Consider the following 23,121-nt stretch of genomic DNA (forward strand, 5'->3'; position numbering starts at 1 on the left):
CGGCGGGCCTCTTCTCGGCGGCGTCCACGTAGACTCGTCCCGACACCATAAGGATGGGACGCAATGAGTCACCCCGACGCACCGCGCAACGAGGCCGGCGTCGCCTCGCTGCTGCTGGGCCTGGTCGGGCTCATCACGTGTTGGATGATGCTGGGGGTGCCGTTCGGTATCGCGGCGGTGGTGACGGGCGACGTCGCCCGGCGGCGCGTCGCCCGCGGGGAGGCGAACAATCCCCGAACCGCGTTGGCGGGAATGGTTTTAGGCGTGATCGCGATACTGGTCGGTCTCGTCGCCATCGGCTATTACGCCAGGCTGGACGTCGCCAGGCACTGACGCGCGGATCAATTCCGCGGGAGCCCCAGCACGCGTTCGGCGATGATGTTGCGCTGAATTTCCGAGGTGCCGCCGGCGATGGTCGCGGCGAACGTGCGCGCGTACCGGTCGAACCAGGCGCCGTAGTGGCTGTCCAGGTTGAGTGGGGCGAACGGGGCGGTGACCCCGTGCAACGCCAGTCCCTCCCCGCCCTTGGCGCCCAGCGCGTCTTCGCAGGCGCGTTGCATTGCCTCCGATCCCAGCAGTTTGAGCACCGACTGGGCCGGCACGTCCTCTTCGCCGCGCGCGGCTTTGGCCAGCGTCGCGTAGCGATCCCGCTGGACGGGCCCCGCGGGCCTGGACTCGACGGTCAGCGCGTGCAACATGTCTGCGTAATCCAGCCACAGCATCGCGCGTTCGTGACCGAGCGAACCGGTCGCCACGCGCCAGCCCGCGTCGAGCTCCCCCACCAGGTTCTCGGCCGGCACCCGCGCGTCGGTGAAGAAGACCTCGTTGAAGTCGACGTCTTCGATGTCGCCCATCGACGCGAATGGACGGCGGACCACACCGGGGGTGTCGGTCGGAATCAGTAACGCGCTGATGCCCTTGTGCTTTGGGGCGCCCGGATCGGTGCGCACGAACGTCAACAGCACGTCGGCGTGATGGGCGCCCGATGTCCACACCTTCTGCCCGTTGACGACGAAGTGGTCGCCGTCAAGCACCGCACGGGTTTTCAGCGACGCGAGGTCGGATCCCGCGCCCGGTTCGCTCATGCCCAGTGACGCGGTGATCTCCGCCCGCAGGATCGGCACCGCCCAGCGCTGCTTCTGTTCGGGGGTGCCGAACGTCAACAACGACGCCGCGATGATGCCCACGCCCTGCGGGTTGAAGCTTTGATAGATCCGCCGTCGTGACAACTCTTCTTGGTACACGTATTGCTGCAGCAGCGTCGCGTTGCGCCCGCCGAACTCGGGCGGGTTGCCGGGCAGTAGGCATCCGCTGTCGAACAGCAGGCGTTGCCAACGGCGGGCCCACGTAGGGATGTCCGAACTCGACCGCGGCCGGTCGAGTGCCTCGGCCTCGGAAGGCAGATGTTCATCGAGGAACGCGATGAATTCGGCGCGGAACGCCTCCACGTCGGCGTCAAACGTCAGCTGCACGGCACTTCCCGAAATGGTCCTGAGCGCAATCGCGCCGCCGGTAGATCACGCTTTCCGCCAGCGGCGCGGTTCACTCTTGCGATTACGCTTCCATACACACGTCTAAGAGAATAGTATTCTCGTGGTAAGAAAGTTACAATCTCCGACACGTGATCCGTGAGGGGGTCGAGCGCAGCGATGTCACGGCGTTCTCCGGTAGAGTCCAACCATGTTCTCCCAGCGCGGCAATCACCTGAGTCGGCCGTGACCAGTCCCAGCGAAGAGCCGGCCTGGAAGCAACGCGCTGTCGAGCGGTCCATCAAGACGGCGAAACTGCGTGCGGCGCAACGTGTTCAGCGCTTCCTCGACGCCGCCCAGGCCATCATCATCGAAAAGGGCAGCACCGACTTTACCGTCCAGGAGGTCGTCGACCGCTCCCGCCAGTCGCTGCGCAGCTTCTACCTGCAGTTCGACGGCAAGCACGAGCTGTTGCTGGCGCTGTTCGAAGACGCGCTGAGCCGCTCGGCCGACCAGATCCGCGCCGCCACGGAAAGCCACACGGATCCGCTGGAGCGGCTGCAGGTCGCCGTGCAACTGCTGTACGAGGCCTCGCGCCCGGATCCGACCGCCAAGCGCCCGCTGTTCACCGACTTTGCTCCGCGGCTGCTGGTGACGCATCCGGCCGAGGTCAAGGTCGCGCATGCTCCGCTCCTGGCGTTGCTGACGGAACTGATGGACGCGGCTCACGATGCCGGCAAGTTGCGTAACACCATCAATCCCAAGCGCGTGGCCGCCATGACCATGCAGACGGTGATGTTCATCGCGCAGTCCAGCGGCGGCCCCGACGACGCGACGACCCACCCCATCACCGCAGAAGAGGTATGGGACTTCTGCTCGCGCGGTTTCGTCGCGTAGCACGCCCCCACGGGCCGTAATCTTCCTCACTCCGGAGCTGAGCAGATAGCGCACGCCGTTTGCCCGTGAGAATGAGATTCTCTAATATCTAGAACCACAAATGGCCGAAACGGATTCGCCATTGACACCCGTGTTGGCCGAATGACAGAGTTCAAAAGCGGCAAGACCCACGATCCGGGGACGCGATTGTTCTCCGCGCAGGCGAGCCGATCAGATCAAGTCAGGAGTTGAGGTAGCCATGACCGGACGTGTTGAGGGCAAAGTCGCCTTGGTCACCGGAGCGGCGCGCGGTCAGGGCCGCAGCCATGCGGTGCGATTGGCGGAGGAGGGCGCCGACATCATCGCCGTCGACATCTGCAAGCCCATCCGCGAGGGCGTGCTGGACACCGCGATCCCGGCGTCGACGCCCGAGGACCTCGCCGAGACCGCCGACCTGGTCAAGGGGCACAACCGCAGGATCTTCACGGCCGAAGTCGACGTGCGCGATTACGACGCGCTCAAGGCGGCGGTCGACAGCGGCGTCGAGCAACTCGGCCGGCTCGACATCATCGTGGCCAACGCCGGAATCGGCAACGGCGGAGAGACTTTGGACAAGACCAGCGAAGAAGACTGGACCGAGATGATCGACATCAACCTGGCCGGGGTGTGGAAAACCGTGAAAGCCGGTGTGCCCCATCTTCTGGCCGGCGGTCGCGGCGGATCCATCATCCTGACCAGCTCGGTCGGAGGGCTCAAGGCCTACCCCCACACCGGCCACTACGTCGCGGCCAAACACGGTGTCGTCGGGCTCATGCGCGCCTTCGGAGTTGAATTGGGACAGCACATGATTCGCGTCAACTCCGTGCACCCCACGCACGTCAAGACCCCCATGCTGCACAACGAGGGCACGTTCAAGATGTTCCGGCCGGACCTGGAGAACCCGGGCCCCGACGACATGGCACCGATCTGTCAGCTGTTCCACACGCTGCCGATCCCGTGGGTCGAGCCGATCGACATCAGCAACGCCGTGCTGTTCTTCGCCTCGGACGAGGCGCGCTACATCACCGGTGTGACCCTGCCGATCGACGCGGGTAGCTGCCTGAAATAGAGTTCCGTCCCATGGACGGATTTCTGTCTGGCTTCGACGGCCGCGGGGCCGTGGTCACCGGCGGTGCCAGCGGCATCGGCCTGGCCACGGCCACCGAATTCGCCCATCGCGGCGCCCGCCTGGTGCTCTCCGACGTCGATCAACCCGCGCTGGAACAGGCGGTGAACCGGCTGCGCGGCGAGGGTTTCGACGCCCACGGAGTGGTCTGCGACGTCCGGAATCTCGACGAGATGGTTCACCTCGCCGACGAAGCCTTCCGGTTGCTCGGCAGCGTCGACGTCGTTTTCAGCAATGCCGGCATCGTCGTCGCGGGGCCGATCGGCCAGATGAACCACGACGACTGGCGCTGGGTGATCGACATCGACCTATGGGGATCGATCCATGCCGTCGAGGCCTTCGTGCCCAGGTTGATCGAACAGGGCAGCGGCGGGCACATCGCCTTCACCGCGTCCTTCGCCGGGTTGGTGCCCAACGCCGGTCTGGGGACGTACGGCGTCGCCAAATACGGTGTCGTCGGACTCGCCGAGACACTGGCGCGTGAGGTCAAGGCCAATGGCATTGGCGTATCGGTGTTGTGCCCGATGGTCGTGGAAACCAAGCTGGTCTCCAATTCCGAGCGAATCCGGGGCGCGGACTACGGGCTGTCGGCCAGTCCCGAGGGCGCGTTCGGGACGTTGCCCACCCAGGACGAGAGCGTCAGCGCCGACGATGTCGCGCGGCTGACCGCCGATGCGATCCTGGCCAACCGGCTGTACATCCTGCCGCACGCGGCGGCCCGGGCGTCCATCCGCCGCAGGTTCGAGCGCATCGACCGGACCTTCGACGAACAGGCCGCCGAGGGCTGGACGCACTAGGTCGACGGGCCCAGCCGGTAGTCGCCGGTCCGCGGGTCGTGATACCACCCGCTGGAGGCCTGGGTGCCGCCGTCGATGTGCAGCGTCTGGCCGGTCAGATAGGCCGCCATGTCGGAGGCCAGAAATACTGCCGCGCTGGCGATTTCGTCGACATGGCCGGGACGGCCCAGCGGCACCATGTCGCGCATGGCGCTCGTCGCGGCCTCGCCGCCGAGCTGCGCGAGCCCCTCGGTGAGCGTGATGTCCGGGGCTATCGCGTTGACCCGGATCCCGTGCGGCGCCAACTCCAGCGCCGCGGTCTTGGTGTAGTTGATGACACCGGCCTTGGCGGCCGCGTAGGCGGCGTAGCCCGGCGCCGCGCGCACGCCCTCGATCGAGGTCAGCGAGACGATGCTGCCGGACAGGCCCTCGGACACCATCTTCCGGGCGACGCGCTGGCTGCACAGCAGCACGTGGCGCAGGTTGGCGCGATAGAGCGCGTCCCAACCGTTTTCGCTCGTTTCCAGCAACGGCGAGGAGAACACGCCGCCGGCGTTGTTCACCAGGATCGTCGGCGTGCCCAGTTCCGCGATGGTGCGTTCCAGCGCGGCATCCACCTGGCCGCCGTCTCGGACATCGGTGACGATCCCCAGGCCGCCGATGGATTCGGCTGCCTGTGCGCAGGTTTGGGGGTCGCGCTCCCAGATCGCCACCCGAGCGCCGAAAGCCGTCATTCCGGCCGCGATGCCGCGGCCGATGCCCGCGCCCCCGCCGGTCACCACCGCGACGCGGCCGGTCAGCAGGATGTTCGAGGGGTCGATCGCCATCGTCGATCAGCCGTGCATCGCCGGCGCGCGGCCGATGACACCGTCGGATTCCAGGCCGGCGATCTCGGCGTCGGACAACCCGAGCCCGGCCAGCAGCTCGCGGTTGTGCTGCCCGAGCAGCGGCGCGTGCTCGGTGTGGAACTTGTCGGGCCCTGCTGAGCATCTCATCGGCACGGTGCTGAGCCTAGCCGGACCGTTGACCGGGTGGTCGACCTCTTCGAAGAAGCCGCGGAACGCCAACTGCTCCAGCTCGGTTTGACGATGCGGTTGCATGACCTTGGCCACCGGCACTCCGGCGTCCCAGAGGGTTGCGACGATCTCGTCGCGGCTGCGCCGTTGGCACCAGGCTGCGAGTTGTTCGTCGATCAGATCGTGGTGCTCACTGCGGCCGGCGTGCGTCGTCAGCCCGGGATCCGTTGCCCAGGAGGGTGATCCGATGGCGCGACACAGCTTCGCCCACTGATCGTCGGTGGCCACGGCGATGGCGACCCAGCTGTCGAGCCGGCCGAATTCGTCGATATCCGCGCTGAGGTAGAGGTTCTGCGGTGCGGCCGCCGGTCCACGGTTGCCGGCGCGCTCGAGCAGCGCCCCGTACGCCGAGTACTCGAGGACCTGCTCGGCCGAGATGCTCAGGGCCGCATCGACCATTGCCGCTTCGACGAACACGCCCTCGCCCGTTCGGCGGCGATGCTCCAGCGCCAGTAGCAGGGCGTTGGCCGCGTGCACACCGGCATTGGGGTCACCGATCGAATACGGGTCATAGGGTGTGCGGTCCGGGTAGCCGGTGAGCCAACTGACTCCGGAGGCGGCTTCGATGACGTAGGCGAAGGCGGGATTGTCACGCCATGGCCCTTCGAGGCCGAAGCCGGGCATCCGCACCATCACCACGTCGGGCCGAATCGATTGAACGGTGGCGAAATCCAGCCCGATCTGGTCCAGCACCCGGGGGGTGAAGTTTTCCACGACGACGTCGCAGGTGGCGATGAGCCGGCGCAACAACTCCCTGCCGCGCGGGCTCTGCAGGTCCAGCGTCAGACCCTTCTTGTTGGTGTTCAGCGCCTCGAAGATCGGCGACTTCTCCCACCATTGCTCCTCGGTGACCGGCACGCCGGCGATCAGCCGCGTGCCGTCCGGCCGTCGCGTCGATTCGACGTGGATGACCTCGGCGCCGAGCATCGCCAGAAAGTGCGTGGCGCAGGGTCCCGCCCAGAATGTCGTCATGTCCAGCACTCGAATGCCGCTGAGTGGCAGTGCTTTTGCTACGCCCGTCGGAGTAGGCCGGGCGGGGAGGTTCGCGGCCCGGTAATGCTCGGTGTGCGCCCCCAACCGCGGCGCCGGGCGCGGTCCGCGCAACTGCGCCGGCCGCATCCGGTAGGGGTGACCCGGCTGCTGGTAGCCGTCGCGCGGATTGCGGACGAACGAACCGCGTTCCACGAACTGATCGAACGACGTGACGTTGGCGCCGTTGGCTACCGGCGCGTTGGGAATGCGGAACGCCGAAGCGAGTTCCCGGATTTCGGCGACCGTGGTGTGGGCCAGCCAGTCGAAGAGCTCCTCGGCGTGGATGTTGGCCTGCTCCGTGATCGACAGCGGCGATTCCTCGTCGATCCACTCCGGGTGGCCCACCATCGCGCACAAGTCGAACCACTGCTGCGCGGTCCCGCAGCCGAGGTCCACCAGTCCGTCTTTCGCCTGAGCCACGCCCGGAATCGTCGGCCGTCGCATGTCCCGCCACGGCCGCCCGAGCACCTCGAAGTACGACACCGGGTAATAGGTGAGACACAGGATCTGCGTCTCGAGCATCGACAGGTCCAGCAGTTCCCCTGGCCCGCCGTCGAAGCGGCGCCATCGCGACGCCAGGGTGGCCGCGCTCGCGTAGGCTCCGGCCAGGTACTCGCCGACCTGACCGCCGACGAAGACGGGCGGGCGTTCCTGCTCGCCGCGGCCGAGCCCGACGATTCCTCCCGACCACGCCTGCAGCGTGAATTCCGTTGCGGCGCGGTCACGCCAGGGGCCTTCCAGCCCGAACGGCGTGATCGCCGTGACGGTCAGCTGCGGGTGCCGCCGGTGGATGGCGCGCGGCGCGAAGGCCGGGTGCTCGGCCACGTTCGAACCGGCGGACCAGACCACCGCGTCCGCGGAGGCCAGGAGCCGGTTCACCAGCTCGGCGTCGTCCTCGTCGGAGGGGTCGGCGATGACGCTGTGTTTTGCACCGGCCAGGAAGCCGAACAACGCGCCGTCGTCGCCGGGCGCGATGGGCACTCCCGAGGCAGACCATTTGCGCAGCGGATCTCCTTGCGGCGGCTCGACTTTCACGACATCGGCGCCACCGTCGCAGAGCAACTTGGTGCAGTAGGCGCCCGCTATGCCGGTGGACAGATCGATCACCGTATAGCCGTTCAGTGGCGGTTCGACCCGGGATGGCGTCACGAGTTCTTTTTCTTCGCTTTGGCTTTTTTGCGGGCTTTCTTGCTCAGGCGCCACTCGGCGGGAAACTTGCCGTCGTTGTCTTTGACCGCATCGCCCAGCCCCTGTTCCATGGCGTCAGCGAGCGTCAGTTCGTCACCGACATCCGGGCGCACCATGGCGCCCATCGACTCGAAGACACCGCTGAGCATGCTGCCCAGATACTCGCCCTGGAACTGCTTCATGATCTCGAAGAAGACCTTCTGCATGAAGACGGTGTCGGTGGGGCGGTTGCGGGCGCAGGCCAAGGCGTACTTCTCGACCTCCGCCTCGAGTTGGTCCCTGGGCACCACGCTGTTGAGGAAGTTGCAGTCGTACATCTCGGCGGCGGTGAAAGCCCGTCCGGTGAACACCATTTCCTGGAATTTGCGGATGCCCATGGTCTGCGCCCACCACCACATGCGGGGACCCCAGCCGTAATACCGGAACGACGGATGCCCGAACAGGGCGTCGTCGCTGGCGATCACCAGGTCCGCGTCGGCGGCCTGGTAGAAGTGCCAGCCGTAGCAGTAGCCCTTGGCTTCGAGGATGCTGATCTTCTTGAAATCCTGCAGGCCGCGGATGCCGGAATTCGGATTGGCATACCACTGACCGAGCGTGGCGCCGTTGCGAAACGAGCCCTCCGGCGGGTGCCTGACCTCCTGGGCACCGATCCGGTATTCGGCGAGCCGCGGCCCTTGGTCGGCCGCGGCACGGACCCGCATCACCTCGACCAGGTCCGCACCCGAGCCGAGGTCGTCGCCGGCTCCGCGGACCACCAGGACCTTGACGTCGTCGTCAATGCCGGCGCGGTGCAACAAATCCGCGTAGCGCAGGCGCGCGGCGATCGTCGGCGCGTTGAGGTAATCCGGGCGGTCGAACGTGATCGTGGCGATCCGCGTCTCGGCGTCTTTGTCGTACCGGATGATCTCGTCGGCCGGTGGCTCTGCGGGATCGGTCATGGCTAGGGCTGCCAGAACGGGCTGGCGGTGAGCACTTCCGGACCGTCGGCGGTGATCAGGACCGCTTCTCGCCCGAATACCGCGCCGACTCCTTCTTCCCAGACATAACCCGTCACGGCGAGCACCATCCCCGGTTCCAGACGTTCGCCGGCCGCGGTGGCGGGCAGATGCTTGGAGACGACGGGTGGGTCGAACCCCATGCCCAGGCCACGGGCGACCGGCATCGGTGGGTCCGGCTCCCCCGCGGCGTGGTACGCGGCCATCAGCTCGGCCGCGCCGGCGCCGGGCCGACAGGCCCCGATCAGCCTGTCCCACAGGCTGTCCCAGCGCCGATAGAGGGCCGCGGCGCCGCCGGGAACCTGCTTCTTGCCGGCCGGCCAGGTGCGTCCCACCTCGCCGACGTACCCGCCGGCCAGGACTCCCGCGGAGAACGCCACCAGATCGCCGTCCTGGATGCGGCCTTGAACACGGTCACCGCCGTCGGCGCGCCGCCACGGGTGCGTGCGCGAGGTCGCCCACGCGACGTCTTGATTCGACGGCGTGCTCACGCCGCCGGCCGCCGAGGCCTCCAACACGACGCCGGCCAGCGCTTGTTCGCTCACCCCGGGCCGCAATTCCGCGACCGCGGCCGCCAGGGCCGATTCGGCCACCGCGACGGACTCCCGCACCGCGGCGATCTCTTCCGCCGTCTTGACGCGGCGTGCGGCCCGCATCGCGAGCTCGCCGTCGATCAGCTGGGCGTTGGGGAATGCGGTCGGCAGCAGCTGCGCGAAAACCGGTGAGAGCGCGTCGGTTCCGACCCGCTGTGCATCGGCCGCGCCGTCGATGCGCTGCAGCGCCGACATGGTGTTCACCGGGTTCCACGAGATGCCGTAGAGGTTCTCGTGGGGGATGTCGTCGGGCACGCCCTCGTCCCACGTGCTGAGGAGGTGCACGGCACCTGTCTCCCGCACCACCACACAGGTCGGACCGAACGGCCGGGTGCCGGCGACCCAAAGCTGCGGCGCGCCGGTGACGTAACGGACATTGGCTTGCCGGCCGAGGACCAGGACATCGAGGTCGTGCGCGGCCATCTGGTCGAGCGCCCGCTGGCGACGCCCCGAGCGCAGCGCGCGCTCGTCGGGCAGGACTTCAGTTCCCATAGGGGTCATAGGGGTAGTCGGTCAAACGGATCCAGCCTTCCTCGGTGATCACCAGGACCTCTTCGCTGCGGTAGCCGCCGGTGCCGTCCTCCCACACCACGGGCTCCAAAACCAGCACCATCCCGGATTGAAGGACGAAATTCTCGTCGAACTCCTGGCCGAGATCCGTTCCGATCATCGGCATTTCGGCGGCATTGACGCCGATGCCGTGGCCCAGGTAGAAGTGCGGCAGCCAGGGCTTGGTGCCGCCGTTGGCCTTGATCGCGGCCCGGCCGAGGTCCGCCGCGGTGGCGCCGGCCTTGGCGACACCCAGGACGGCGGTCATGATCTCGAACCAGCTGTCGAACTGCGCCTGTTGGCGCGGGGAGGGGTCCCGCCCGACGATCCAGGTGCGTCCGAAGTCCGAGCAGTAGCCCTGGTAGGTGATGCTGACGTCGGTCCACAGCACGTCGCCCTCGGCCAGCTCGCGCTCGGTGCTCAGCAGCGGCAACGCCAGGTCGCCGTGCGTGGTCCACACGCCCTCGGCCTTGCTGGGCGGCATCACCTGCCAGATCGGTTCGAGCATGCTGGCCGTGGCGCCCAGCTCGAAGGCGCGTCGCAAAAAGCTTGCCGACAAATCGATCTGACGTATCCCGGGCGCCAGCCGCTTCTGCACCTCGACCATGGCCTCGTCGGTGATCCGGATGGCGGTGCGCATGCACGACAATTCGTCCGGGGTCTTGACCGACTTGGCCGCGCTGACGACGGCCGCGGCGTCGACGGGGGCCCCGTTCGGGAACAGGACGTTCGCGGCGCGCGACATCGCCCCCGTGCATTCGTCGACAGCGACCACCGATTTGGCCGGGATCAGCTCGGCGAGTGTCCGCGCGAAATGGGCCACGCCCTCGTCGAATTCGAGATAGACCGGCCCGTGCAGGTGGTCGGCGGGCAGATCCGACTCCTGTGCGGCCCCCTCCCGGAACGGGAGGAACAGGTGCGGCCACTCGTCGTCGGCGAGCACCACGGCCACCGGGCGCTCGACATAGGACAGTCCGGCGTCGCCCAGTGGCCAACTGGCGCCGGTGGCGTAGACGACGGCGTTGTTGCCGAGCAGGATCATCGCGTCGACGCCGCGTTCGGTCATCGCCGACCGCAGCCGCGCTCCCGTCTCGCGGCGCAGGCGCGCCAGGTCGGGTGTTTCGGGAATCACCAGTCCGTTGCCTCTGCTGGTGCCCAGGTCCGCGAGCGTCTTCACTACAGGCCCAAGAACGTTGTGATGTTGTCGCTGACGATCTTCTTCGCGTTCGCCGGACCGACGGCGTCGACAACGGCCTTCAGCGACTTCTCCGAGTAGCCATAGGTGCTTTCGTTGTGCGGGTAGTCGCTGGACCACATCACCCTGTCCACCCCGATCTGGTCGATCAGCTGCAGGCCCAGGGGGTCGACCATGAACGACGCGCTCATGTGGGTGTCCCAGTAGTAGCGCACATCGTGCTGCAGCGGCCGGTTGAACATGTGCTGATAGGACGCGACCAGGTGCTCGGCGTCCTGCAAAGCCCATGGCACCCAGGCGATTCCGCCCTCGAACCAGCCGATCCGCAGCCCGGGATGATCGTCGAGAATTCCGGTGAAGAGATACTTGGCGAACTGCTCGCGGAAGCCGTCGACGTTGATCATCATGCCGACCACCACGCTGTTGAACTGACACGGGGTCTTCGGCGGGGTCTCGCCGATGTGGTGGGTCACCGGCAGGCCGGCGGCCTCGATCTCGTCCCAGACCGGTTTCATCGCGGTACTGCCGTAGTCGATGATGTTGCCCTCGTCGTCCTTGCCCGGGTTGAGCGGCAGTAGGAACGTCTTGAGTCCCAGGGACTTCAGCTCTTCGAGGGTCTTGCGGGTCCCCCGAGGGTCCCACCAGTTGATCAGGCCCGCACCGTAGAAGTGGCCGCCGGAGCGCTCCTGCAACTCAGCGATGTATTCGTTGTAGATGCGGAAGGCGAGCTCGCGAAGTTGCTTGTCCGGGTAGTGGAACAGCGCCAGCACCGCGTTGGGAAAAGCCAGTTCCTTCTCGACCCCGTCGTCATGCAATTCCTGAATCCGGGCCTCGATGTTGGTGCTGGCGGCGCCGGGCAGGTCGTCGTACTGCATCAGGACCGCGCTGAAATCACCCGGCAGGAACGACTGTCCCTTGCGGCCGACCTGGTAGGCGCCCTCCTCGTACCAGATCCGCGGTGCCTTGTCCTTCAGGTCTTCCGGGAAGCGTTGGTAGAAGATGTCATCGGCGAGCGAGATGTGGTTGTCCGCCGAGAAGACCACGGTCCCCGCGGGCAGGCCCACATCGCTGCCGGCGGCGTGGCCGCGCCGGTCCTTCGGAGCGCCATAGCCTCCGGGCGGGTAGAGCGTGCTTGCTTGAGTCGTCATCGTTGACCCTCCATTCGGATCCGCTGTTGTCGGCAGTTTTTCAAAGGCAGCGAGCTGGGCTACCAGGTCACCGGCAGTTCGTAGACGCCGTAGGCGAGGCGGTCGTGCTTGAACGGGACTTCTTCGATCGGCACGGCCAGTTCCATCGTCGGGACGCGGCGCAGCAGGGTCTGGAACACGATCTGCAGTTCCGCCCGCGCCAACTGCTGGCCCACGCACTGGTGGCGGCCGTATCCGAAGGCCACATTGCGATCGGCTCCCGAGCGATGCAGGTACAGGCGATCGGGTTCGGCGAAGGCCTGCGCGTCCCAGTTGGCCGGTGCCAGGTCGATGATGATGCCCTCGTTGGCACGAATGGTCTCGCCACCGATATGAATGTCTTCCACGGCGACGCGGCGCTGTCCGTTTTGGATGATGCTGAGGTAGCGCAGCAATTCCTCCACCGCGTTGGCGAGAATCTTCGGGTCCTCGGCATCGCGGATGACGGCGGCCTGGTCCGGATTCTCCAGCAGCGCAAGCACTCCGAGCCCGATCATGTTCGCGGTCGTCTCGTGCCCGGCGATCAGCAATCCGGTGCCCAGCTGCGCGGCTTCCTTGACACTGAGCTCGCCGGCCTTGACCCGCTCGGCGAGGTCGGAAACCGCGTCTTCCGCAGGGTTTTCCATCTTGGCTTCCACCAGCTGAGCCAGGTACTTGTGCAGGCTCATCGCGCCCTTCATGGTGTCCTCGGCGGCGGCAAAGCGCGCGAGGCCGACGTTGGCGTGGTGCTGGAACATCTCGGCGTCCTCGTAAGGCACGCCCAGCAATTGGCTGATCACCAGCGACGGAACCGGAAGCGCAATGGCGGCAACGACATCCGCGGGCTGCGGGCCGGCCAGCATCGTGTCGATGTGGTCGTCGGTGATCTGCTGGATCGTCGGGCGCAGACCCTCCACCCGCCGGAACGTGAAGGGCTTGGACAGCATCCGCCGGAACCGGGTGTGCTCCTCACCATCGGAGGTGAACACCGACCGGGGCCGCTTGTGCACGGTCGACAACATGCCTTCGTTCCAGTGCGGGAAGCCGGGCACCCGGTCGTCGACGCTGACCCGCGAATCCGAGAACAGCTCGCGCACTTGCTCGTAGCCGGTGATGAGCCACGGCGTACTGCCATCCCAGATCCGCACCCGAGACAGCGGCCGGGACTCGGCCAGCGCCATGACGTCCGGCGGCGGGGCGAACGGGCAGCGCGGCTCCCTGGCCATCGGATAGTCCGGAATGTCGGCGGTCTGCTCTGTGGTGGCACTCGTCAGAATGTCTGACATCTCTATTCCTCGATGTGGATGGCCAGGGCGGGACAGGCGGCCGCCGCCCACCTCGCACCTTCGGCCTGGTCGGCCGTAGGACTGGGATTGAGTAGGACGACCACGCCGTCGTCATCGCGCTGGTCGAACACTTCGGGCGCATTCATGACGCAGTTCCCGGACGAGGCGCAAACATCTTGGTCAACAGTCACTTTCATCTTCAAACCCCCTCACTCGTACGCCGTCACGGGCGCCAGCCACAGGCCCACGATCGCGTCGATGAGCCCGGACGCCGCAGCGCGCCAGGAACGATGGGACGTCAACGTTCCCGCGACAAGCGCGCGTTCACGGTCGGCGCAGGTGTGCATCAACAGGTTTCGGGCCATGATGTTGCGTTCGAAGTGCACCTCGGCCGGCAGCTCGGGCAGACACCGGTTGATGCCCTCCACGACCTGAACCAGCGAGGGCGAGCTGAGCGCGCCCTTGACGATGATGTTGTAGTAGGCGGGGTCGGTCATCGCCTGCGCCGCGAACCGCGCGTACCACGTCGGATTTCCGAGCTCCTCGAGGTGATCGGTGAGCGGGCGCACCAGGCAGGCCACCCAGTTGCGCAGTTCGGCGTCCCGGCCGTCGGCGGTGGCGGAGGCCAACAACTCGTCGACCATCCGCTCGCGGAGCTGCTCGACGGGTCCGCGGTGCTTGTGCTCGATGGCGCGCACCAGGTCGGCCTTGGTGCCGAAGTGGTAGCCGACCGCGGCGTTGTTGCCCTGGCCGGCGGCCTCGCTGACTTGTCGGTTGGACACCGCGAACATGCCGTGCTCGGCGTAGAGCCGCTCGGCGGCCACCAAGATCGCCTCTTGGGTGGAGCTGGCCCGCTCGGTGCGCACGGTCCGGCCGACGGTGGTCATCGGCCCAGTCAACCCGCCGCAAGCCGTTAAGTCAAGCGCTTGATTTAATCCACAGACCGACCTTGGAGCGGGAGGCCGCCGGCACAGGCGGCCCGGGCGCGGGCTTACGGTCGCGTATCCGAGTTTGGCCCCGCGGGTTGCGGGTATTGCAGCTTCGCAGCGTCCTTCAGTCAACAGGGACGGTTCTGCTTCTCGACAGACGGGACGGTGCCGCCAGGACGCGCGGCTGCCCCTACAGATTTTGAGAAGGGGCCTTGAGTTTGTTGCGCGTAGCTTCGGTGCCGGCGTCGCACGTCTACGTCCGTCACCTCGGCAATCCGCACTCGGATTGCGTTGTGCGCCTGGATGATCCGGCGCCGGCGGATGGCCGCACCGTGCCGGGAGGCTGGTGGCCGCCGCTGATGTTGGAGCCGGGCTGGGTCAGCGACAACCACTCACGATTCGACGTGTTCCACATCCACTTCGGGTTCGACGCCATCACTCCGGAGGATTTGGCCGGAGTCGTCCAGGAGCTCAAGGAGCACAACAAGCCGCTGGTGTACACGGTGCACGATCTGCGCAATCCACATCACCCGGAACCCGAGGCCCACGCCGCGCAGCAGGACGTCCTGATTTCCGCCGCCGACGAGCTGATTACGCTGACACCCGGTGCCGCACAGCTGATTTGGCGAAACTGGCGGCGGCGGGCCCGCGTATTGCCGCACCCGCACGTGCTCGAAAAGGAGTGGATCGAGAGGCCCCGCGGCCGCGGCGAGCGATTCGTCGTCGGCCTGCACGCCAAAAGTCTGCGCGCCAACATGGACCCGTTGCCCGTCGTGGACGCGCTCGCGGCGATCGTGTCGTCCCTGCCCGACGCGATCCTGCAGGTCGACGTCCACGACGAGATCTTCGATCCCGACAATCACTGGTTCGCACCGTCGACCGGCGCGGCACTGCTGGCCTACGACTCCCACGAGCATGTGCAGGTCCGGGTGCACCCGTACTTCTCGGACGACGAATTCTGGGACTACCTCGCTTCGCTGACGGTTTCCGTACTGCCCTACCGGTTCGGCACCCATTCGGGCTGGCTCGAGGCGAGCTACGATCTCGGAACCGCCGTGGTGGCCCCCAGCTGCGGCTTCTATCGCCAGCAACGCCCGTGCGGCGTTTTCGGTTTCGGCGACCGGGGCTTCGATCCCGTGTCGCTGTGCGGTGCGATCCACCGGGCACACGCGCGTTGGGCCGCCGGCTGCCCCGCCCCCCGGGCCGACTGGGTGGCGCGGCTCGCCGAAAGGCGAGAGCTCGCCGCGGCGCATCGTGCCATCTACGCGAGCGTCCTGCGATGACGGAGCCACTGCGCGTGGCGCTGATCGCCTCGACCCGCCATCCGATCCGGCAACCGTTCGCCGGGGGGCTCGAAGCGCACGTCTGCCACCTGACCGGCGCGCTCGCATCCCGCGGCTATCGGGTGTCGCTGTTCGCCGCGGCGGGTTCGGATCCCGGTTTGAACTGTCAGACGCTCGACGTGCGCCCGTTGGATCTGTCGGAGGCGGCGCGCCACGACGTGTCGATGCCGCCGGCAGATTTCATGGCCGATCACCACGCGTACCTGTCGTTGATGTTGTGGCTGGCGGGGCCCGGGAGCCAACAGTTCGACGTCATCCACAACCACAGCCTGCATTACCTTCCGGTGGCGATGGCCTCGGCGTTGTCCACTCCGATGCTCACCACGGTGCACACGCCGCCGACGCCCTGGCTCGAGTCGGCGATCGGTGCCGCCACCGGGAAGGGCACCCGCTTTGCGGCGGTCTCCCGGCACACCGCTGCGGCGTGGCGAAGCCTCACCGGAGATATCACCGTGGTTCCCAACGGCATCCATACGGGCCAGTGGCCCCTCGGCCCGGGTGGGCCGTCCCTGGTGTGGTTTGGTCGGATCACACCGGAAAAGGCACCCCATCTGGCGATCGCCGCGGCCCAACGGGCGCGCCGACCGCTGGTCCTCGCCGGTCCGATCTCCGACCAGCAGTACTTTGTTCGCCACGTCGAGCCCCACCTTCGGGGCGACATCCGGTATGCGGGCCATCTGGACCACCGGCGTCTGGCCCACGTGGTCAGCCACGCCGCAGCGGCGCTTGTCACCCCGAGCTGGGACGAGCCGTACGGGCTTGTCGTCGCCGAAGCGATGTCGTGCGGCACCCCCGTCGTTGCGTTCGCCCTCGGTGGCATCCCCGAACTCATCAGCGCGGCGTCGGGGCGACTCATCGTCGCCGGTGACGTCGCCGCCATGGCGGACGCCATAGGCACGGTGCTCGCGCTACCGCGAAAGCGGGTGCGCGAGCACGCCATTCGCCAGTGTTCGGCCGAAGCGATGGTGACCGCCTACACCAATGTGTACCGAGAAATGATCGACGACTTCGCGGGCAGGCAACATGATCGGGTACTACATTCACCACCACGGGTTCGGGCATCTGGCTCGGGCCATGAGCGTCTGCGCACGGATGCGCCGCCCGGTGACCGCCATGACATCGCTGGATGTGCCGGAGCCCCAGCCGTTTTCGGCGGTCATGAGGCTACCGTGTGACGACGAGGGACCGCGGCCACGCGAGGCCACCGCACACGGCGCGCTGCACTGGGCGCCCCACCACGACGCCGGGCTGAGCGCCCGAATGAATCAGATCGCGGAGTGGGTGTCCGACGCGCGGCCCGAGGCCGTCGTTGTCGACGTATCGGTGGAAGTGGCGCTGTTCATCCGGTTGCTCGGCGTACCGGTGATCGTCGTGGCGTTGCCCGGCACCCGCGTGGACGCCCCGCATGTGCTGGTGCATCGCCTCGCCGATCACATCGTGGCGGCCTGGCCGCGCGCGTTGTGTGTGCCGTCATGGCTGCGGCAATGGGAGGACAAGACCAGCTACGTCGGTGGCATCAGCCGCTTCGAGGGCCGTGACCGTCGCGGCGACGAGCCCGAGTCATCGGCACGACCGTTGAAGGAGACGCGCGTCGTCGTATTGGGCGGGGCCGGCGACGCCTTCGGAACCTCGCTACAGGATTGTGCCGCAGCGGATTCGGTCCGGTCATGGACGACGCTCGGCGGCAAGGTCGGTGCGTGGAGAGATGATCCGTGGCCCGAGATCCGCGGGGCGGATGTCGTCGTCACCCACGCGGGTCAGAGCTGTATTGCTGATGTCGCCGCGGCGAGGCGCCCCGCGTTGGTCCTCCCGCAGCCGCGGCCCTTCGATGAGCAACACGCGACGGCCCGGATGCTCAAGCGCCATCAGCTTGCGGTGGTCGCGCACGGCATGCCCGACCCACGGGCGTGGCCGGCGCTGCTGACCGCCACCGCGGCGACCGACCCGCGACGGTGGCGACGGTGGGAAGTGGATGGGGCGGCCGACCGTGCCGCCGAAGCCATCGAGTCGACGGCCCGCCGTTGCAGGCAAGGCACGTAGTGCGCACCGCCGTCATCACCATCGTGCACGGCAGGGGCGCCCACCTGCGGCGGCAGCTCGAAGGCCTCGCCACCAGCACACTGCGGCCGGACCTGCACATCGTGGTCGCGCTCGGTGACCCCACCGTCGCCGCCCTGGTAAGCGAGCTGAAGGCGCCGGCGCTGGTGGTTGAGTGCGAGGCCGCCCGCCCGCTGCCGGTGGCGATGGGACGCAACGTGGGAGCCGCCGCGGCGATACGAAATGCCGCCGAGCTCTTGGTTTTTCTCGACGTCGATTGCATTCCCGGCGCGGAGTTGCTCGACCGCTACCACGGGGTCGCAGGCAGATCCGAGCACGCGGACGCGATCCTGAACGGCCCGGTCACGTATCTGCCACCACCCGGGCCGGGCGGCTACGTGATCTCCGAGGTGCGGTCGAATCCCGATCCGCATCGTGCTCGGCCCGCGCCGCGGGACGGCGCTGTCCTGTCCACGACGGACTATGCGCTGTTCTGGTCGCTGTCTTTCGCGGTGAAAGTCCCTACGTGGCAGCGGATCGGGGGATTCTGCGAGCGGTACCGCGGCTACGGCGGAGAGGACACGGACTTCGCGCAATGCGCGGCGGCACGCCAAGTTCCGATGCGCTGGGTCGGCGGGGCCCACGCATTCCACCAGCACCATGCGGTCGCCGATCCCCCCGTCGACCACCTCGAGGACATACTGCGCAACGCCGAGATCTTCTATGGGCGTTGGGGTTGGTGGCCGATGGAGGGCTGGCTGTCCTCCTTCGCGGACCAAGGCCTGATCCGTCGCGACGCCGACGGGCGTCCCCGCCCTATCCCCCACCCTTCTTGGGCCGAATGACCTTGCCCGCCACCGTTCCGCCGTCGACGGGCAGCACGGTCCCGGTGACGTATCGCGACCGGTCGGTGGCGAAATACAGCGCGGCCTCGGCGACGTCATCGGGCGTGCCGTCGCGCTTCAGCGGGCGGTCATCGCGCATCCCCTGGCGAATCCGCGCCTCGAACCGCTCGAGCTGTTCGGGGTCCATGCCGGCCGCCGACTTCCCCAAGATCGGCGTGGGGATGCTGCCCGGCGCGATGGCGTTGACCCGAATCTCGTGATACGCCAACTCGATTGCGGCGGACTTGGTGAACTGGATGACCGCCGCCTTGGACGCGCGGTAGATCATCACGCCGCCGCCGGCCTGGATCCCGCCGATCGAGGTGATGTTGATAATGGATCCGCCGCCATGTTCGGCCATGTGCCGCGCGGCATCTCGGGTGCCCGCCATGACGCCCAGCACGTTGACCCCCATCACCCTGTGGAAATCGGTCAGGTCGTCGTCGAGCAACTTCCGCAGGGGGCTCGAGATTCCGGCGTTGTTGACCATCACGTGCAGGCCGCCGAACTTCGCGACGGCAGCGGAGACCAGCGCGCCGACCTGCTCGAGGTCGGAGACATCCGTCGGCTGGAAGAGCGCATTGTCGCCCAGCGATGCCGCCAGCGCCTTGCCCCGGTCGGTCTCGACGTCGGCGATGACGACGCGTGCGCCCTCGGCCACAAACCGCTCCACGAGGCCCCGGCCAATGCCGGACGCGCCGCCGGTGACGATGGCGACCTTGCCATCAAGTTCGTTAACCACCTGACGAGTTAATCGGGGCCCTCAGCGTTAAGTCAAGCAGTTGATTTAAGACTGCGCGGGCCGGGTGCTCGTCGCCCCGGCGACGCGCGCCATCGGTAAGGTCGTACAGCAAATCCTTCGGACGCGGCGGTGTGGGTGAAAGTTCAGCAGGCGCAACCTTTGCGCGGCCGGAGCGCGGAATGCGCGGCGCTCGAACGCCTGGTGTCGGACGCCCGCGCCGGCCAAAGCCGGGTCCTGGTGTTGCGGGGGGAAGCGGGCATCGGCAAGACCGCATTGTTGGACTTCGTTTCCGAGCGTGCTTCGGGATTTCGCGTGGCGCGGGTGGCGGGCGTGGAGTCCGAGATGGAGCTCCCGTTCGCCGCGCTGCAGCAACTCTGCGTGCCGCTGCTCGAATTCTCCGACCGCTTACCGGCTCCGCAACGCGACGCCCTGGAGATCGCCTTCGGGCGAAGCGCCGGACGGGCACCGGAGCGCTTCCTGGTCGGGTTGGCGGTGCTCAGTTTGATCGGCGCGGCGACGGAATCGCAGCCCTTGATCGTCCTGGTCGACGATGCGCAGTGGATTGACCGTATCTCGGCCCAGACGTTGGCGTTTGTCGCCCGCCGCCTGATCGCCGAGCCGGCGGCGATGGTCTTCGCGATGCGCGACGGTGCCGTGGCGTTGGACACCGATGAGCTGAGCGGGCTGCCCGAATTGACGCTCGGCGGGCTCGAACCGGGCGACGCCCGCGCGTTGCTGGATTCGGTCATCCTCGGCCGGCTGGACGACCAGGTGCGCGATCGCATCGTGGCGGAAACGCGGGGCAATCCGTTGGCTCTGCTGGAGCTGCCCCGGGGCCTGACCGGCGCGGAGCTGGCGGGCGGCTTCCAGCGCCCGGACGTGCGACCGCTGACGGGACAGATCGAGCAGACATTCCTGCGGCGGATCCGCTCGCTTCCCGACCACACCCAGCGCCTGTTGACGACCGCCGCCGCGGAACCGGTGGGCGACGCCGCGCTATTGCTGCGCGCCGCCGAGCATTTGGGCCTTCCGCCGGACGCGGCGGCCGATGCGGAAGCGGCCGGGTTGATCGACGTGGGGACCCGGGTGCGGTTCCGGCATCCCCTGGTGCGCTCGGCCGCATACCGCACGGCGGACCTGATCGAGCGCCGACGGATCCATCGCGCGCTGGCCGAGGCGACCGACAGGCGAAGTGATCCCGACCGCCGCGCATGGCATCTGGCCATCGCGGCCCACGGCCCGGACGAATCCGTTGCCGCCGCGCTGGAGCGCTCCGCCGACCGCGCCCAGGCCCGGGGCGGCGTCGCCGCCGCGGCCGCCTTCTTGGAACGGGCGACCCAATTGAGCGCCGAGCCGTCCCGCCGGGGAACGCGGGCGCTCGCGGCCGCTCAGGCCAAACGCGACGCGGCAGCCTTCGACGCGGCGGACGAGCTGATCACGGTCGCCGAGGGCGCGTCGCTGGATGAGTTGCAGCAGGCCCGTGCCGCCCGGTTGCGCGCGCAGATCGTCTTCGCCCGAAGCCGCAGCGGTGCCGCCGACGCGCCAACGGTCTCCGACGCCGCCATCGGTTTGCTCGATGCCGCCCGCGGGCTGGAGAGACTTGACGACGCGCATTCCCGCGAAACGTACCTAGAAGCCTTGGGGGCGGCGATGTTCGGCGGCCGGCTCTGCCCGCACGGCGGCATTCACCTGGTCGCCGAAGCGGCCCGCGCCGCGCCGCCCGGACCGCAACCCGCGCGTCCGGTCGACCTTCTGCTGGACGGCATCGCGTTGCGGGCCACGGCCGGGCAAGTCCCGAGCGTGACGGCGCTGCGCGACGCGCTAGCCCGCATCCAGGACGAAGCCGAGCGGGGCGACGATGTGCTGCACTGGTTCTGGCAAGCCTTCCCCGTCGTCCAGGAATCCGCCGTCCACGAGCTGTGGGACGACGAGGTATGGCACCGTCTGGCCACCCACGCCGTTCGGCTCGCGCGCGGCGCGGGCGCACTCGCCGTGTTACCGCACGCCCTGGTCTACCGCGCCGGAGTGCACGTGCAGGCGGGCGAATTCGCGACGGCGTCTCAACTCATCGAGGAGGCCAAGGCGATCTCGGCCGCCACCGGTTATGTCCCGGTCAAATACCACTCGGTCCTGTTGGCCGCGTGGCGCGGCAACGAGGACGTCGCGACCGCCCTGATCGAGCAGGCCGCCGCGGACGGGATGGCAAGGGGCGAAGGGCGAGTCGTCGGATTGACCGGGTATTGCGGCGCCGTCCTCTACAACGGCCTGTGCCGCTATGACGACGCCTTCGCGGCGGCCCGCAGGGCATGCGAATACGAGGACCTGGGCCTGTTCGGATGGTGCCTGATCGAACTCGTCGAAGCCGCCGCGCGAAGCGGCCAAAAGGACGCGGCCCGCGACGCCCTGCGCCAACTGGAAGTCCGGGCGCTCAGCGCCCGAACAGATTGGGCCGACGGCGTTTACCTTCGGTCCAAGGCGCTGCTGGCCTCCGACCGCGACGCGGAGGCCTGCCACCTCGAGGCGATCGACAAGCTCGCGCGGACGCGCATCGCCGTCCAGCTGGCCCGCGCGCACCTGTCCTACGGGGAGTGGCTGCGCCGTTGCAACCGCCGGATCGACGCGCGCTCCCAGTTGGGTACCGCCCACGAGATGTTCACCCGGATGGGTGCCGACGCGTTCGCCGCGCGAGCCCACCGCGAGCTGCTGGCCACCGGCGAGAAAGTGAACAAGCGGTCCGGGAAAACGGGAAACGCCTCCGGCGGCGAGCTGACGGCGCAGGAGGCCCAGATCGCCCGGCTGGCCGGTGAGGGCCTGACCAACCCCGAGATCGCCGCGCAGTTGTTCATCAGCAGCCACACCGTCGAATGGCACCTGCGCAAGGTGTTCGCCAAGCTCGGCATCACCTCCCGCCGGCAACTGCGCGGCTTGGCCAAGGAGTTCGGCCCCCTGAGTTCGGCATGACTACGGACTTTCCAGGGTTCCCCCGGACCGGCGCGCGGGCCATGCTGAAGAGGCCAGTTCGTCGGGAAGCGTGAAAGGCGTGGTCATGAAGGTTTTGGTAATCGGTGGCAGTGGGTTGATCGGATCACAGGTTGTCACCCTGCTCACCGAGCAGGGACACGAAGCCGTCCCGGCGTCACCGAGCACGGGCGTCAACACCGTGACCGGTGAGGGGGTCGCCGAGGCCGTCGCCGGTGTCCAGGCGGTGGTGGACGTCTCCAACTCGCCGTCGTGGGCAGATGACGACGTGCTGAACTTCTTCACCACCTCCACCCGCAACCTCCTCGAGGCGGAGCGGGCCGCGGGCGTGCAGCACCACGTCGCGCTCTCGATCGTGGGAGCCGACCGCGCGGCCGCAAGCGGCTACATGCGGGCCAAGATCGCTCAGGAAAAGGTGATCGTGGAATCCGGAGCCCCCTACACCATCGTGCGGGCCACTCAGTTCTTCGAATTCGTTGCGGGCATTGCGGATTCGATGACCGAGGGTGACACGGTCCGGGCGCCGCATGGGGCGTTCCAGCCGATCGCCGCCGCGGATGTGGCCACGGCCGTCGCCCGCGCCGCGATCGGTGAGCCGGTCAACGGGGTGATCAACATCGCCGGACCCGAAAAGCAGGGCATGGACGACTTCATCCGGACCCGGTTCGCCGCGACCGGCGATGCCCGCCGCGTGGTGACCGACCCGGATGCGCAGTATTACGGCGCGGTCCTCGACGAGCGCATGATCGTTCCCGTCGAGGGCGAAGAAGTGACCATCTACCCCACCCGGTTCGGCGACTGGCTGGCCTCGCAGGCGCCCAGCAACGCCGAGTAACGGCTG

The 23,121-nt window shown here is 67.8% G+C and carries 21 protein-coding genes; 10 read left to right on the top strand and 11 right to left on the bottom strand.

Features of this window, described 5'->3' with window-relative positions; translation table 11 throughout:
- The first annotated feature begins 63 nt into the window (after window positions 1–63).
- Window positions 64–333, top strand: coding sequence for a DUF4190 domain-containing protein (locus tag QGN31_RS21595; protein WP_008253654.1), 270 nt, complete (start codon window positions 64–66; stop codon window positions 331–333).
- Between the two features lie 8 nt (window positions 334–341).
- Here the strand turns inward: QGN31_RS21595 and QGN31_RS21600 are convergent, their stop codons facing one another.
- Window positions 342–1,472: an acyl-CoA dehydrogenase family protein gene (locus QGN31_RS21600; RefSeq protein WP_014941301.1), complete on the bottom strand. Its 1,131-nt coding sequence runs from the start codon at window positions 1,470–1,472 to the stop codon at window positions 342–344.
- Between the two features lie 243 nt (window positions 1,473–1,715).
- Here QGN31_RS21600 and QGN31_RS21605 point away from each other — a divergent pair, with 243 nt between their 5' ends.
- From QGN31_RS21605 to QGN31_RS21615, 3 genes are all read left to right on the top strand, one after another.
- The gene (locus QGN31_RS21605; protein ID WP_008253652.1) at window positions 1,716–2,366 is read left to right on the top strand and encodes a TetR/AcrR family transcriptional regulator; all 651 of its coding nucleotides are present in this window, start codon (window positions 1,716–1,718) and stop codon (window positions 2,364–2,366) included.
- 238 nt (window positions 2,367–2,604) lie between these two features.
- Complete coding sequence (locus QGN31_RS21610) at window positions 2,605–3,453, top strand: mycofactocin-coupled SDR family oxidoreductase (RefSeq protein WP_014383844.1); 849 nt, start codon at window positions 2,605–2,607, stop codon at window positions 3,451–3,453.
- A 23-nt stretch (window positions 3,454–3,476) separates the two neighbouring features.
- Window positions 3,477–4,307: an SDR family NAD(P)-dependent oxidoreductase gene (locus tag QGN31_RS21615; RefSeq protein WP_026071475.1), complete on the top strand. Its 831-nt coding sequence runs from the start codon at window positions 3,477–3,479 to the stop codon at window positions 4,305–4,307.
- Here the strand turns inward: QGN31_RS21615 and QGN31_RS21620 are convergent.
- From QGN31_RS21620 to QGN31_RS21660, 9 genes are all read right to left on the bottom strand, one after another.
- Window positions 4,304–5,113 (bottom strand): SDR family NAD(P)-dependent oxidoreductase, encoded by an 810-nt coding sequence (locus QGN31_RS21620; protein WP_014941300.1) that lies wholly within the window; start codon window positions 5,111–5,113, stop codon window positions 4,304–4,306. The two genes, QGN31_RS21615 and QGN31_RS21620, sit on opposite strands and share 4 nt — an antisense overlap.
- Before the next feature lie 6 nt (window positions 5,114–5,119).
- Window positions 5,120–7,543: a CaiB/BaiF CoA transferase family protein gene (locus QGN31_RS21625; RefSeq protein WP_036458227.1), complete on the bottom strand. Its 2,424-nt coding sequence runs from the start codon at window positions 7,541–7,543 to the stop codon at window positions 5,120–5,122.
- On the bottom strand, window positions 7,540–8,520 hold the full coding sequence (locus QGN31_RS21630; protein WP_009952191.1) for an enoyl-CoA hydratase/isomerase family protein: 981 nt from the start codon (window positions 8,518–8,520) through the stop codon (window positions 7,540–7,542). Before QGN31_RS21630 ends, QGN31_RS21625 begins: the two co-directional genes overlap by 4 nt.
- Window positions 8,521–8,522: 2 nt before the next feature.
- Window positions 8,523–9,662 (bottom strand): M24 family metallopeptidase, encoded by a 1,140-nt coding sequence (locus tag QGN31_RS21635; RefSeq protein WP_014379162.1) that lies wholly within the window; start codon window positions 9,660–9,662, stop codon window positions 8,523–8,525.
- The gene (locus tag QGN31_RS21640; RefSeq protein ID WP_014383841.1) at window positions 9,652–10,896 is read right to left on the bottom strand and encodes a M24 family metallopeptidase; all 1,245 of its coding nucleotides are present in this window, start codon (window positions 10,894–10,896) and stop codon (window positions 9,652–9,654) included. Before QGN31_RS21640 ends, QGN31_RS21635 begins: the two co-directional genes overlap by 11 nt.
- Window positions 10,896–11,957 carry an amidohydrolase family protein gene (locus tag QGN31_RS21645; protein ID WP_026071473.1) on the bottom strand — a complete coding sequence of 354 codons (1,062 nt, stop codon included), beginning with the start codon at window positions 11,955–11,957 and terminating at the stop codon, window positions 10,896–10,898. Before QGN31_RS21645 ends, QGN31_RS21640 begins: the two co-directional genes overlap by 1 nt.
- Before the next feature lie 164 nt (window positions 11,958–12,121).
- Window positions 12,122–13,366: a cytochrome P450 gene (locus QGN31_RS21650; RefSeq protein WP_009952196.1), complete on the bottom strand. Its 1,245-nt coding sequence runs from the start codon at window positions 13,364–13,366 to the stop codon at window positions 12,122–12,124.
- Between the two features lie 2 nt (window positions 13,367–13,368).
- Window positions 13,369–13,563 carry a ferredoxin gene (locus QGN31_RS21655; protein WP_043954442.1) on the bottom strand — a complete coding sequence of 65 codons (195 nt, stop codon included), beginning with the start codon at window positions 13,561–13,563 and terminating at the stop codon, window positions 13,369–13,371.
- A gap of 12 nt (window positions 13,564–13,575) precedes the next feature.
- Window positions 13,576–14,253, bottom strand: a complete 678-nt coding sequence (locus QGN31_RS21660; protein ID WP_014383840.1) for a TetR family transcriptional regulator — start codon at window positions 14,251–14,253, stop codon at window positions 13,576–13,578.
- A 278-nt stretch (window positions 14,254–14,531) separates the two neighbouring features.
- Between QGN31_RS21660 and QGN31_RS21665 the strand changes: the two genes are divergently transcribed.
- From QGN31_RS21665 to QGN31_RS21680, 4 genes are read left to right on the top strand one after another with little or no spacing between them, the layout of a single operon-like run.
- Window positions 14,532–15,578 (top strand): glycosyltransferase, encoded by a 1,047-nt coding sequence (locus tag QGN31_RS21665; RefSeq protein WP_009952199.1) that lies wholly within the window; start codon window positions 14,532–14,534, stop codon window positions 15,576–15,578.
- Entirely contained in the window at window positions 15,575–16,813 is a 1,239-nt protein-coding gene (locus QGN31_RS21670; RefSeq protein ID WP_041784799.1) for a glycosyltransferase, read from the top strand. Before QGN31_RS21665 ends, QGN31_RS21670 begins: the two co-directional genes overlap by 4 nt.
- Window positions 16,797–17,678, top strand: coding sequence for a glycosyltransferase (locus QGN31_RS21675; RefSeq protein ID WP_036458256.1), 882 nt, complete (start codon window positions 16,797–16,799; stop codon window positions 17,676–17,678). Before QGN31_RS21670 ends, QGN31_RS21675 begins: the two co-directional genes overlap by 17 nt.
- Window positions 17,678–18,520 carry a glycosyltransferase family 2 protein gene (locus tag QGN31_RS21680; protein WP_014379154.1) on the top strand — a complete coding sequence of 281 codons (843 nt, stop codon included), beginning with the start codon at window positions 17,678–17,680 and terminating at the stop codon, window positions 18,518–18,520. Before QGN31_RS21675 ends, QGN31_RS21680 begins: the two co-directional genes overlap by 1 nt.
- Here QGN31_RS21680 and QGN31_RS21685 read toward each other — a convergent pair.
- Window positions 18,492–19,301, bottom strand: coding sequence for an SDR family NAD(P)-dependent oxidoreductase (locus QGN31_RS21685; protein WP_014379153.1), 810 nt, complete (start codon window positions 19,299–19,301; stop codon window positions 18,492–18,494). The two genes, QGN31_RS21680 and QGN31_RS21685, sit on opposite strands and share 29 nt — an antisense overlap.
- A gap of 201 nt (window positions 19,302–19,502) precedes the next feature.
- On the opposite strand from QGN31_RS21685, the gene QGN31_RS21690 reads away from it, so the two are divergent.
- Window positions 19,503–22,262, top strand: coding sequence for a helix-turn-helix transcriptional regulator (locus tag QGN31_RS21690; protein WP_014383839.1), 2,760 nt, complete (start codon window positions 19,503–19,505; stop codon window positions 22,260–22,262).
- Window positions 22,263–22,347: 85 nt separating this feature from the next.
- The gene (locus tag QGN31_RS21695; protein WP_026071471.1) at window positions 22,348–23,115 is read left to right on the top strand and encodes an SDR family oxidoreductase; all 768 of its coding nucleotides are present in this window, start codon (window positions 22,348–22,350) and stop codon (window positions 23,113–23,115) included.
- Window positions 23,116–23,121 lie beyond the last annotated feature (6 nt).

The organism is Mycobacterium sp. 2-64 (assembly GCF_035918375.1).
Classification (GTDB): Bacteria; Actinomycetota; Actinomycetes; order Mycobacteriales; family Mycobacteriaceae; genus Mycobacterium; species Mycobacterium intracellulare.

Coding starts and splice junctions, on each gene's coding strand:
- QGN31_RS21670 (WP_041784799.1), top strand. CDS start 15,575: ATGACGGAGCCACTGCGCGTGGCGCTGATCGCCTCGACCCGCCATCCG.
- QGN31_RS21650 (WP_009952196.1), bottom strand. CDS start 13,366: ATGTCAGACATTCTGACGAGTGCCACCACAGAGCAGACCGCCGACATT.
- QGN31_RS21695 (WP_026071471.1), top strand. CDS start 22,348: ATGAAGGTTTTGGTAATCGGTGGCAGTGGGTTGATCGGATCACAGGTT.
- QGN31_RS21595 (WP_008253654.1), top strand. CDS start 64: ATGAGTCACCCCGACGCACCGCGCAACGAGGCCGGCGTCGCCTCGCTG.
- QGN31_RS21675 (WP_036458256.1), top strand. CDS start 16,797: ATGAGGCTACCGTGTGACGACGAGGGACCGCGGCCACGCGAGGCCACC.
- QGN31_RS21660 (WP_014383840.1), bottom strand. CDS start 14,253: ATGACCACCGTCGGCCGGACCGTGCGCACCGAGCGGGCCAGCTCCACC.
- QGN31_RS21620 (WP_014941300.1), bottom strand. CDS start 5,113: ATGGCGATCGACCCCTCGAACATCCTGCTGACCGGCCGCGTCGCGGTG.
- QGN31_RS21655 (WP_043954442.1), bottom strand. CDS start 13,563: ATGAAAGTGACTGTTGACCAAGATGTTTGCGCCTCGTCCGGGAACTGC.
- QGN31_RS21610 (WP_014383844.1), top strand. CDS start 2,605: ATGACCGGACGTGTTGAGGGCAAAGTCGCCTTGGTCACCGGAGCGGCG.
- QGN31_RS21630 (WP_009952191.1), bottom strand. CDS start 8,520: ATGACCGATCCCGCAGAGCCACCGGCCGACGAGATCATCCGGTACGAC.
- QGN31_RS21635 (WP_014379162.1), bottom strand. CDS start 9,662: ATGGGAACTGAAGTCCTGCCCGACGAGCGCGCGCTGCGCTCGGGGCGT.